This window comes from Sphingomonas benefaciens, assembly GCF_052907485.1.
Genome location: NZ_JBREIC010000002.1, coordinates 280,360 through 292,887 on the forward strand (window position 1 = coordinate 280,360; position 12,528 = coordinate 292,887).

Genomic DNA, 12,528 nt, shown 5'->3' on the forward strand with positions numbered 1-12,528 from the left:
ATGCCGCGCTTGGTCGACGCCTTCTGGGAAAGCGGCGCGCACAAGCCAAGCGCAGGGCATACGTATTCACATGCGGCACACCCCCGCCCTTCCGCCGCGCATCCCCTTGGTCTATTGCACCATCATGACGGCTAGGACGCGCAGCAGGGGGGCAGGCGACAAGCCGACGTCGTTCGACATCGCCGCGCTGGCCGGCGTCTCGCAGCCGACGGTCAGCCGCGCGCTGCGCGGCGACCCCACGGTCAGCGATGCGACGCGGATGCGGATCGAGGCGATCGCGCATCAGCTCAACTACAAGGTCGACAAGAACGCCTCGTCACTGCGCCGCGGCCAGGCGATGACCATCGCCCTGCTGTTCTTCGAAGACCCGATGCCGGACGGCACCTACATCAACCCGTTCTTCCTTTCGATGCTCGGGTCGATCCTGCGCACCTGCGCGGCGCGTGGCTACGACCTGCTGACCTCGTTCCAGGACCTGTCCGCCGACTGGCACAAGGATTATGAGGACAGCCGCAAGGCGGACGGGATCATCCTGCTCGGCTATGGCGATTACGAGGTGTACAAGGCGCGGCTGGAGGCGCTGCGCGCGCAGGGCACGCATTTCGTGCGCTGGGGCTCGGTCGATCCCGACGGGCTGGCGACGACGATCGGCAGCGACAATCTGGCCGGCGGCCGCGCCGCAGGCGAGCATCTGATCGCGCGCGGCCGGCGGCGGATCGCCTTCATCGGCCAGGCCGACGACCATTATCCCGAATTCCGCGACCGCTATCAGGGATTGCAGACCGCGTTGCGCGCGGCGGAGCTGCCGGTGCATCTGGGGCTGCACACCGATGCGCTGTCGGTCGAGCAAGGCGGCTATGAGGCGATGCAGCGGCTGATGGCACGCGACATCCCCTTCGACGGGCTGTTCGCCGCCTCCGACCTGATCGCGCTCGGCGCGATGCGGGCGCTGGCGGAGGCGGGGATCAAGGTGCCCGATGACGTGTCGGTGGTTGGTTTCGACGACATCCCCGCCGCCGCGACGACGCAGCCGCCGCTGACCACGGTGGCGCAGGACTATCGCCGCGCCGGCGAGGTGCTGGTCGACACGCTACTGCGCCGCATCGCGGACCAGACGACGCAGGCCGCGCTGCTGCAGCCGCGGCTGGTGGTGCGCGGCTCGAGCTAGCCCCGCGGCCTACCGCCGCATCGCGCAATGCTGCGCAACATAGGCGCCATGCTGCGGCAGCGCGCCCGCCTCGCGACGGTAGAGCAGGGGCAGCGTCTCCATATATTCCGCCAGATCGGCATCGGGAATCGCATCGGCGAGCGGATGGTGCGCGTGCGCCGTGACCCCCTGCCCGACCAGCACCTGCAGCCAGCCGTCCTCGGTGAACAATTCCTCGTGCTCGCGGGTGATGACGCCCGCCTCGCGCCACAGGTCGATCTTGGCCTGCAGCGTGTCGGGCAGTGCCATCGCGCGGCATGCTTGCCAGAAGGGCTCGTCGCGACCGTTGGCCCAATAGTGGAGGATCAGGAAATCGCGGATCCGCTCCATCTCGAAATCGGCCTGGCGGTTGTATTCGCGGCGCAGCGCATCGGCGACGGGCATGGCGGGGAGCAGCTTGACCAGCCGCGCGATCGCCGACTGGATCAGGTGGATGCTGGTCGATTCCAACGGTTCGAGAAAGCCGCTGGCAAGGCCGAGCGCGACGACATTGTGGCGCCACGCCTGGCGCCGGCGGCCGGTGACGAAGCGCAAGGGCCGCGGATCGCCGGTCGCCTCGCCATCGAGATTGGCGGCGAGCGTCGCCGCCGCCTCGTCGTCGCTGGTGAAGGCGCTGCAATAGACATGGCCGTTGCCGGTGCGATGCTGCAGCGGGATGCGCCACTGCCAGCCCGCCGTGCGCGCGATCGCCCGCGTATAGGGCAAAGGCGCGCCGCTTCCGGTGCTCGGTTGCGCGACGGCGCGGTCGCAGGGCAGCCAGCGCGACCAATCCTCATAGCCCGTCGCCAGCGCGCCCTCGATCAACAGGCCGCGGAAACCGGTACAGTCGAGGAACAGGTCGCCCGCGACGCGCCGGCCGTCGTCGAGCAGCAATGCCGTAACGTCGCCGCTGTCGCCGTCGCGTTCGACCTTGGCGATCACCCCCTCGATCCGCTCGACGCCGCGGTTGCGCGCGAAGCGGGCGAGATAGGCGGCGTAGAGGTTGGCGTCGAAGTGAAAGGCGTAAGGGATCGGCGGGATGGTGCGCGCGGTGAGCGGCGGGCCGCGATGGACCTTGCCGGCGCGGGCCGCGACCTCGTTCATGCAATAGTCGCCGAGGGGGCCGGCGACACCGGCGGCGCGGGCGCGTAGCCAGTAATGCTGGAACGGCACCGGTCCGACGTCGCGGCCGACGTCGCCGAAGGCGTGCATGTAGCTGTGCCCCGGCGCGGTCCAGCCGTCGAAGGCGATGCCGAGCTTGAAGGTGCCGCCGGTGGCGCGCAGGAAGGCATCCTCGTCGAGACCGAGCGCCTGGTTGAACAGGCGGATTTGCGGGATCGTCGCCTCGCCGACGCCGACCGTGCCGATCGCTTCGGATTCGACGAGGCGGATGGTGACATGCTCGCCGAGCAGATGGCCGAGCGCCGCCGCCGCCATCCATCCCGCGGTGCCGCCGCCGGCGATGACGATCGTGGTGGGGGTCATGGGTGGCATCCTCTGGTTTGCCGGTCGTCATGCCGGACTGGTTCCGGCATCCCCGGTGTCGCGCACGCAGCGGCCGGCCATTTTGCGGAACGGTGGCCCCCGGAACAAGTCCGGGGTGACGGTGGTCGCAACAAAAAGGGCTGCCGCCGGGTCGCGGCGACAGCCCTCATAGGCGGGGAGGAAAGGATCAGAACTTGTAGCTGATACCGATGTAATAATCGCGGCCGTAGCGCTGGTAGTCGATCACCTGGCGCGGATCGTTGTTCTGATAGGTGATGAACGGACGATCGGTCAGGTTCTTGCCCTGCGCGAGGATCGAGAAGCCCTTCAGGAAGCCGCTCTGGAACTCGTAGCCGATCTGGGCATCGAGGATGCCCTCGCTCTTCGCCGTACGGTAGGTCGGGCTGGCCGATAGACCCGCGACCTCGGCGAGGAAGCTCGACCGGTAACGATAGTTGGCGCGCGCCTGGAAGCCCCACTTTTCGAAGTAGAGCGTGCCGCTCGCCGTCCAGTCCGACAGACCAGGCAGCGTGATCGTCGTGTTGTTGGCATATTTGATCGAGGAGTCGGTGTAATTGCCGGTGACGAACACGCCGAAACCGTCGAGCGTGCTGGTGATCGCCTTGAACGGCAGCGAGATCGTACCCTCGACGCCGAGCACCTCGCCGCGCCCGGTGTTGGCGGGGGCCGAGACCGGGCCCGTCGTGCCGCCGATCTGCGTGACGATCGCCTGCTGCGCCGGCGTCAGGCCCGGCAGCAGCGACGAGAAGTCATAGGCATAGCTGTTGTTCGGATCGACGAAGTCGGTCAGGTGCTTGAAATAGCCCGACAGCGCGACATAGCCGCCACCGGCGAAATACTTCTCGAACGACAGATCGATGTTGGTCGACTGATAGGGCCGCAGCGCGACATTGCCGCCCGACGAGCTGAACACCGGGTTCAGCGCGACATTGGGGTTGTTGGCGACGATGTTGGCCACGTTGACCGACACGTCCTGCGTCACGCGCTCCTGGTCGAGGCGCGGCCGGACCATGGTCTGCGAGGCGCCCATCTTGATGTAGCCGCTCGGGATCAGCTCCACCGCCAGCGTCGCGCTGGGCAGGAAGTTGGTGTAGTTCACCTTCTGGTCGGCCGGCGCGATCGTCACGATGCCGTTGTTGACCGACGCGATCTGACCGGTGCCGCGCTGCTCGCTATGCACGACCTGCGCACCCAGCGACCCCTTGACATTCTTGCCGCCGAGCTGGCCGTCGATGTTGATCTTGGCATAGCCGGTCCAGACGTTCTCGGTGACGACATTGTCGCGCACCAGCGAGCTCGGCCGGTTGTCGTAATAGCTGTTGTAGGCGTTGTTGTAGAGATACAGCGGGTTGAGCGCGAGCATCGCCGGCACGCCGAGATAGGCGAGCGGCACGTTCTCGCCGAGCAGCGCCTCTGCCGGGATCGCCGCCGAGGTCGGCGTGCCGCTCGTCACAGTGCAGTTGCTGCCGGCACCCTTCGGGCAAAGGAAGTAGGACTGATAGGCGCTGGTCTTCTGACGGCGGCTGTAGTTGGCGCCGACTTCCCAGCCGCGGACCAGCGAGCCCTCGAATTCGCCGTTCAGGCTGGCGCGCAGCGACTTCAGGTCGTCCTTGAAGCTCGGCTGGTTGAGGAAGCCCGCCTGCACCACCGCCTGCGTGCCGTTATAGCCCCAACCCTGCGGGTCGGTCAGGCGCAGAATGCTGGTGTTGGTGTAATCCAGCGTCGGCACGATCGAATAGGTGCCGTTGCTGTTCTGCGACACGCGCACGGTGTCCGCCGGGCCGGAGCCGCCGTAGCCGGTGCCGGTATAGGTCTCGAGCAGGAAGTCGGTGCGCTTGGCGTGGCTCCAGCTCGCATCGACGTTGAGGTGGATGCTGTCGCTGAGCTTCAGGTCGTTGTTCCAGCCGAGCGAGAAATTGTCCGCCTTGCGCTGATTGTAGTCGTTGCGCTGGATCGCGTGGACGCCGGTGAAGGTCGCGCTGGTCGCGAAGCCGTTGCTGACGCCGCCGATCGCCTGGTTCGCCGCCGACACGTTGCCCGCCAGCGGGAATTCGATGCCGCGCAGATGCTGCGTTTCCTCGAAGTGCGAATAGAGGCCATCGAAGGTCGAGTGGAAGTTCTCGGACGGCTGCCATTCGATCGTCGCGACGCCGCCGTAGCGCTTCAGCTCGTTCGACTGGACATAGGGCTTGGCGCCGCTGAGCACATAGGGGCTCGCCGCGGTGCCGGTGCCGTTATAGCCCCAGGCGTTGTAGCGTTCGTCCTGCGACGGGGTCTGCGTCGCCGAGACGCCGAGCGCGATGCCGAGCGTGTCGCCGGCGAACTTGTCGACATAGGTCGCCGAGGCGCGATAGCCGTAGCGCGACGAATCCGGGTTGAGGCTGTCGATGCCGTTCATCTGGCCGCGCGCGTTGATCGCGAAGACGCGGCCCGGCTGGTCGAGCGGGCGCAGCATGCGCAGATCGACGGTGCCCGAGATGCCGGCCGCGATCAGCGAGGCGTCGGCCGACTTGTAGACGTTGACGTTGCGGAAGAATTCCGACGGATACTGGTCATATTCGACGCCGCGGTTGTCGCCGACCGTCACCTGTTCGCGGCCGTTGAGCAACGTGGTCGAGAAATCGGGGCCGAGGCCGCGGATCGACAGGCGCTGGTCGCGGCCTTCGAGGCGCTGGGCGGTGACGCCGGGCAGACGGGCGAGCGAGTCGGCGATCGACACGTCGGGCAGCTTGCCGACGTCTTCGGCCGAGACGCTGTCGACGATCAGCGTCGAGTCGCGCTTGATCTTGGCGGAGCTCGCCAAGCTGGCGCGGATGCCGGTGACGACGATGTCCGAGCCGCCGTCGTCCTGCGTCGCATTGGCGACGGTCTGCGCCTGCTCGGCGTCCTGGTTCGGGGTCGGCTCGGCGGCCGGCGCCGGCGCCTGCACCGTCGCGGCGGCGGGCGGGTTGGCGTTGGGCGACTGCGGGTTGGGGACTTCCTGCGCGAAGGCGGCGCCGCCGGTTACCAGGAACAGGCTGCCGAGGCCGACGGTGGTGGTGCGGAGCGCGCAGCGGGTGCGCAGCGAAAACGACGGAACGGAACGGGACACGAGAAGAATCCTCCCCCTTGGGTGCTGCCATGCCCCCGCCCCCTGGCTTGGAAGGACGATCGGCCGGCGTGATGCTCGCGCTTGTGAACAAAGGGAGATTATGTGCCAACGCGGCCACATACGTATTCATGCGTCGTCGCAGCCGCGTTGCATTCCGGCAACAGAGCGTCCGTGTCAGTTAGCGGCGTCGAGGAAGGTGTTGACGGTCAGCCGCCCGCTCAGCGGATCGTCGCTCAAGGCCATGTCGGGCGGGATGAAGGCGCAATGCAGCGTGTTCGAGCGGTAGAGGATGGCGCGGTTGAAGCGGCCGCGATGTACCGCCAGCTGGTCGAAGACGGGCGTGTCGCCGGCGATGTAGCTGGCGTCGGGCAGGCCGTGGCGGGCGAGATCGGCATCGAGCGCCGCGCGATAGGCGGGCAGGCGCGCGGCATCGACCGATTCGAAGCCGGTGCTGCGCTGACGATAGAAGGCGGTGCCGCTCGATTCGTCGGGCGACAGGAAGTGGAGCAGCGCGAGCCGGTGCGGCGACACTTCGTCGAAATGCGGCAGCCGCTGGATCGGGGCGAGCCGGGCTGGCGGCGTGGTGACGAGCGAATAGAAGGCATCGACCACCTCGGTCGCGGCGATGCCGAACACCTCCGCGACGACCGGTGCGATCGTCGCCAGCATCGGCCGCAGGATCGCTGGTGCGACGCGGGCGCGGACGCCGGGATAATGTTCGCTGATCGGCGCGAAGGACAGGAAGCTTGCGTCGTCGCGCAGCAATTCGGCATCGGCGAAATCGTCGAAGACGACGACCGGCTGACGCTCCGCGCCGTGATGGGTGACGGTGATGCTGGCGGTCATGCGCCGGTGCACCCTGCGAGTCTTGACAGAATTGACGCCTGAACGCGCAATCTTCGACCCCAATCCCGGACGCACCAGTCACGGACGAAAGAGAGGATCGCGGTCATGGGGAGACCAGTAGCAGCGCACCGCCGTGTAGGACAGCGCAAGACGCTACAGCGGGGCGACCCGGCTGAGCGTCGAGACGCCATTCTCGTCGAAGGCCTCGACCGCGACGTAATAACGCTGGCCCACCGTCAGCGCGCGCAACGGCAATGCCGCTGCCGGTCCACCGGCGACGCGGTCGGCGAACAGTTGGTAGGTCAGCGCCAGCCGATCGGGCCGGATGCCCCAGCGCACGTTGTAGCCGACCGCGCCCGGCACGCGCGTCCAGCGGATCGTCGCGTTGCGGGTGTCGCGGTCGCGCGTCGCGGCGAGCAGCGTGGGTGGGGGCGGCGCGGCACCCCCGGCGGTGCCGAACACGCGCAGGTCGCTGATCGCGAGATGCGCGCCCCCGACATGGCCGTGGACGTAGCGGACGAAGCGCGCGCGCACCGGCCGCGGCAGTTCGAAATAGGCGTTGGGGCGGTCGCGCCGCGGCGGCTCGGTACGGGCGAGCGGCCGCCACGCCTGGCCGTCGAGCGACGATTCGAGACGGAATTCGGTGTAGATGTCGGGCGCGTCGCCGAACCGCCCCGCCTGATAATCGGCGAAATTGACCTGCACCGCACGCAGCGTCTTTGCCGCGCCGAGGTCGATCGTCAGCGTCGCGCCCGGCGCCTTGCTCGGCGACAGCCAGAAGCTGCGCGGATTCTCATCGGTCGCATCGCTCGCCGGGTGCCCGTCGACGCTGCCGCTCGCCGTCGCGACCTTGCGGTAGGACAGCAGCATCCAGCCGGTGAACAGCGAATCCGGGTCGGTGAAGCGCGTCGTCGGCATGCGCTGCGGGAAGTCGCCGAAACGGGTCGAGACGCGCATCTGCCCGTCGGCGTCGAACACCGTCGGCCATAGGCCGATCCGCCGTTCGAACGTCCAGTTGTAGCCGATCCACGGCGTGCCGGTGTTCCACCAATTGCCGTGGAGATCGCGGAAGGTGTTGCCGTGCCCTGCGCCCTGTACGAAGCCGCCGGGCTTGTAGCCGACCGGATTGTAGGGCGCGTAAGTGAACGGCCCCATCGCCGAACTGCCGACGTAGGTGCCGGTGGCATAAGCATTATATTCGGTGCCCGGGGCGCCATATTGCAGATAATAGCGCCCTCCGACCTTGGTCATCCAGGCGCCCTCCATGAAGGGCTTGATCGGGGTGCCGTTGGGCAAAGTGCCGCTGTGATCCTGACCGAACCGTTCCCAGCCGTGACGATCGGGATCGAGCAGGATGAAGGACTTGCGTGGGCTGCCGTAGGTCATCCTGCCGTCGGCGAACGACACCGGCGCGCCGTAGATCGGGAAGACGTTGGACGAATTCCAATAGAGGTACCAGCGCTTGTCGTCGTCCTGGAACAGGTCCGGATCCCACGGACCGGGCGGCACCTGGTCGCCCTTGATCGTATCCTCGAACCCCGATTTCACCGCGCCGGGCAGCACCGGCATGCGGCGGACGACATAGTCGATGCGGCCGCTCGCTGGATCGGAGGTGCCGTAGATCGCGCCCTGCCCCGTCATCGACGGCATGATCAGCAGCCGTTCGCCGTCGGAGGAGACGGCCGGCGCGACGATGCCCTCCGCCGGCCAGCGGCTGGGCGTGACGAAGCGCCACGTTACCAGATCAGTCGAGCGCCAATAGCCGTCGGCAAGGGTCAGGAAGAGGTAATAGGCGCCCTTGAACGGCACGATCACCGGATCGGCGCCGGTGCGGTAGGAGACGCCCTCGTTCACCTGCTCGAAATTGTAGCGGTAATCGAGGTCGACCGGATTGGCATAGGTGTGCGGCACGGCCGTGGCCTGGGCCGCGGCGGCGAGAACGAGGCTTGCGATCATCGGTGCGCCTGGATGAAGAGGTTGGTGGTCAGCCGCCCCGCGCGCGGATCGATGCTGCGCAGCATATCGTGCGGAATGATACCCGAATGGAGCAGGCAGCCCTGGTAGAGGACGACGCGGTCGCGCTTGCCCTCGACCAGGCCGATCCGTTCAAAGGCGGCGTTGCTGGCATTGGTATAGCCGCTGAGCTGCGCACCGTCGCGACGGGCGGCGGCGACGAAGGCGTCGCGATTGCCGGCGTCGACGCGCTCGATCCCCGTCGCCTGCTGGCGGTAGAAAGCGGTGCCCGGGGTATCGGCCAGATAATGGAGCACCGCGAGATAGAAGGGGTCGAACGAATCGAAATGCGGAATGCGCTGCGCCGGCGACAGCGTGTCCGGCGCGGCGGTGACCATCGAGAAGCTGCCCTCGATCCAGTCGAAGCCGTCGACCTCGAAGGCGCCGCCGATGAACGGCGCGAGCGCCTGGAGCAGCCCGGTGGCATAGTCATGCGCGGGTCCGTCGGCGGCGGTGAGCACGCGGCGGACACCGGGGTAATAGCTGCCCGCGACGTTCGGAAAGGGCGCCAGCGCGGCGGCGAGATCGACGATGCGGTCGACGTCGCCGGTGGCATCGTCGACGATGACGACCGGGCTCTGGCTGCGGCCGACGCGGATCAGGCTGGGGGTCATGCGCCCCTTCTCCGCGACCGTTGTGGTCCTGCGACCGCAGGAACCCAGAGCCGGACAGGACATCGCCTGCGACCCTGGGCCCCTGCGTCCGCAGGAGCACGACAGCGCATCAGAACTTGTAGCGCGCGCCGACCTGGAACGAGCGCGGCACGCCCTGCGTGTCGAACTCGCGCTTGGTCGGGTTGATGCCCGAGCCGGCGCCCCAGGCCGAATAGGTTCGGTTGACCGAGTCGAACAGGTTGAACGCGGCGAAGTTGATCTCGAGATCATGCCCCCAGGGCATGCGGAAGTTCTTCGAGATGCGCGCGTCGACCGAGGCATAGCCGACGATCTGGTCGGGCCAGAACACGCCGCCGAAATTGCCGTAGGCGTTGGCATTCTCCGGCGGGTTGGCCGGGAAGATGACCTGGCCGAAGGACGGACCGGAGCTGAACGTGCCGGTGACCGAGATCTTCGTGTCCCACGGGCCGCGGGCGATGCCGGTGCCGACGAAGCGCCACTTCTCCACGCCCGCGACATAGTTGACGCCATAGGCATCGACGCGCGGACCGTTGTAGAATTCGTCGCTGCCCAGTTCCTGCGCGACGTTCGACCGCGCACGCTGCAACGTCAGCGTCGAGGTGAAGCCCCAGGTGGAGCCGGTGACGAACGGCTTTTCGGCGGTGACGTAGACGGCGGTATAATAGGCCTTGCCGTCATTGGAGCCGATGTTCAGCTTGCCGCTATAGCCCGGCAGGATGCCCGATGCCGGGAAGTTGTCCTCGATCCACTGATCGCCCTGCGTCGTGTACTGGCCGCTCGGCAGACGGTTGCCGCGCACGTACTTGAAGATGTTGTGGCTGCGGATGTGGCTGAAGGTGACCGAGGTCTGGATCGCGCCAAGCCGCTTGCGGACACCGAAGTTGAACTGATCCGAATAGGGCAGCTTGGTGTCGTTGTTGAGCAGCCAGACGTCGCCGCCGACGCCGGTCGCGGTAGCGGCGGCACGCAGCGCATCGACGTTCTTGTAATTGGCGTTCCAGGCGAGGGTGGTCGCCGGCAGCGCGCCGCCGTTGCCCGCGCGCACGCTGGCGCAGCTCGGCTGGCCCGGACCGTCGCAGAAGCTGAGCGTGACCGTTCGCTGATACAGCGCCTTCACCGTCTCGATGCCGGCGGTGATGAACAGCGGCCGATCATAATAGCGGCCGGCGCCGGCGAATAGGATCGTGTCCCGGTCGCCATAGACGTCGTAGGACAAGCCGAGACGCGGCTGGAACGCCTTCCAATAGGGCTTACGGTTGTTACCGGTGGAGATGTAATCCTCCGGATTGATGCCGGCGGCCTTCCACGGCTGATAGTTGCGCAGCGCCGTCGCGATCGCCGTCGGGGTGACGAAATTGTCGTTCTTGGCGTTGGTCTCATAGTCCCAGCGCAGGCCAGCGTTGATCGTCAGATGCTCGTTGACCGTCCAATCGTCCTGAATGAACAGGCCGATCTGCGTGTCCTTGGCCTTGGCGGGCTGGACCGGCACGACCGAGATCGCCGCCTGCACCGGGGTCGAGGCATCGAAGCTCGTGAACGTCGCCGGCGTGAAATAGTATGATCCGTTGCCGAGATTGTCCTCCGCGCGCGACAGGTCGTTGAGTGCGACCTTGACGCCGGCCTTCACGACATGGCTGGAGCCGTAAAGGGTGACGTTGTCCTTGAACGTCCAGGTCTTCTGGTTGTCAGCCTGTTCGAAGCCGTTGGTGCCGAGCGCCGCAAGGATCGCGCCGGGGGTACCAAGATTGATTTCAGGTCCGCTCGACGTGCGCGGCGTGCCGTTGAACACCGTGTTGTAGGCAACGGTGGCCTCGTTCAGCCAATTGTCGCCGCGATGGTTCCATTCGAGCTGGTAGAGGTCGATCTTCGACTGCAACAGGTGGCCATGCGACGGCACCGAGGTACCGCCGAAGTCGGCAAGGTTACTCTCGCGGCGGAAGAAGCCGCTGAAGTTGACCGTGTCGGCATTGCTGACGAAGGCGGTCAGCTTGCCGAAGTACAGCCGCTGGTTGAAGTCCTGCGGATAGCTGCCGTTATACTGCTGGGCGATCGCCTGCGGCACGACCTGACTGGGGTTCTGCGAGTTGGTCGTGGCGAGCTGCACCGCCGTCGACGGGGCACTTTGATCGGTCGCCTCGAACGCACCATAGAAATGCAGCACATTCTTGATGATCGGCCCGCCGAGATCGCCGCCATATTGCTTGCGATCGTAGTCGCCCTGCTTGTTCGAACCGTCGAGATTGTTGTGATTGCCCGGCCGGTCGAAATATTTGGTGCCGTAGAAGGAGCTCGGCTGCCATTCGCCGAACAGGTCACCGTGGAACGAGGTGCCACCCGACTTGGTCACCGCGGTGATGATCGCGGAGCCGGCCTGCTCGTATTCGGCCTTGTAGTTCTGGGTATCGACCTTGAACTCCTGCACCGCGAGCTGCGGGAAGGGGTTGCCCTGGCTGAAATTCTGGCCGGCGACGCCGCCGTGATTGACCTGGTTCTTGAGGCTGAGGCCGTCGATGAAGACGTTGACGTTGTCGGCGCTGACCGCACCGGCCTGGACCTGGCGGTTGCTGCGGCCCGGGGTGACCGACACGCCCGGGGCGAGCGCGGCGAAGTTGAGGAAGTTGCGGTCGCTCTGCGGCAGGCTCTCGATCTGCTGCTGCGAGACGTTGGTCGCGACCTCGGCGGTGCGCACTTCCTGGGTGCGGCGGCCGGTGACGACGATGTCGCTGCCCGAACCGTTGCCGGCGTCGGCGGAGGTGGTCGTCTCGGCGGTGCCGGCTTCCGCATTGGCGGCCGGCGTGCCGATGTCGAGCGTGATCGTCTGGCCGACGGGGACGACGACCTGCTCCGGCCGCTGGCCCTGTACGTCGACGCGATAGGTGCTCGGTCGGATACCGGGAATGGTATAGTCGCCGGTCGCATTGGTGCGGCCGTTGATCACCTGGCCGGTGGTCAGATCGGTGATGACGACAGTGGTCCCTGCCGCCGCGCCCTCGATATGGCCGCGCAGGGTGGAGGTCGCCTGCGCAAAGGCCGGCGTGCCGATGACCAGCGCCGCGGCCAGCGCCGCCGCCGAAATGCCGCGAACCGTGCGCGCGCGATGAATCCTGGATGCCATTTCAAACCCCTCCACGGTCGTCCCTTGCCCCGTCTTTGCTTCCGGCGTGCCGACGACAGGAGTCGGCCCGCGGATCGCGAGAGGCGTGTGGAACCGGTTACTCGCCTGCGTAACCGGTTACAACGGCATGGATCAG

The 12,528-nt window shown here is 66.8% G+C and carries 7 protein-coding genes; 1 reads left to right on the top strand and 6 read right to left on the bottom strand.

All coding sequences use genetic code 11. The annotated features are described in order from the left end of the window. Positions 1-124: 124 nt before the first annotated feature. Positions 125-1,168 carry a LacI family DNA-binding transcriptional regulator gene (locus ACU5AX_RS09775; RefSeq protein WP_446690726.1) on the top strand — a complete coding sequence of 348 codons (1,044 nt, stop codon included), beginning with the start codon at positions 125-127 and terminating at the stop codon, positions 1,166-1,168. Between the two features lie 9 nt (positions 1,169-1,177). Here ACU5AX_RS09775 and ACU5AX_RS09780 read toward each other — a convergent pair whose 3' ends face one another. From ACU5AX_RS09780 to ACU5AX_RS09805, 6 genes are all read right to left on the bottom strand, one after another. After that, complete coding sequence (locus ACU5AX_RS09780; protein ID WP_446690727.1) at positions 1,178-2,671, bottom strand: tryptophan halogenase family protein; 1,494 nt, start codon at positions 2,669-2,671, stop codon at positions 1,178-1,180. Positions 2,672-2,858: 187 nt separating this feature from the next. Beyond that, on the bottom strand, positions 2,859-5,783 hold the full coding sequence (locus ACU5AX_RS09785; protein WP_446690728.1) for a TonB-dependent receptor: 2,925 nt from the start codon (positions 5,781-5,783) through the stop codon (positions 2,859-2,861). Positions 5,784-5,957: 174 nt separating this feature from the next. Next, positions 5,958-6,629, bottom strand: a complete 672-nt coding sequence (locus tag ACU5AX_RS09790; RefSeq protein WP_446690729.1) for a DUF6445 family protein — start codon at positions 6,627-6,629, stop codon at positions 5,958-5,960. Between the two features lie 153 nt (positions 6,630-6,782). Then, entirely contained in the window at positions 6,783-8,585 is a 1,803-nt protein-coding gene (locus ACU5AX_RS09795; RefSeq protein WP_446690730.1) for a family 43 glycosylhydrolase, read from the bottom strand. Next, positions 8,582-9,256, bottom strand: a complete 675-nt coding sequence (locus tag ACU5AX_RS09800) for a DUF6445 family protein (RefSeq protein ID WP_446690731.1) — start codon at positions 9,254-9,256, stop codon at positions 8,582-8,584. The genes ACU5AX_RS09795 and ACU5AX_RS09800 overlap by 4 nt, the downstream gene beginning before the upstream one ends. Positions 9,257-9,365: 109 nt before the next feature. After that, positions 9,366-12,392, bottom strand: coding sequence for a TonB-dependent receptor domain-containing protein (locus ACU5AX_RS09805; RefSeq protein WP_446690732.1), 3,027 nt, complete (start codon positions 12,390-12,392; stop codon positions 9,366-9,368). Between the last annotated feature and the right edge of the window lie 136 nt (positions 12,393-12,528).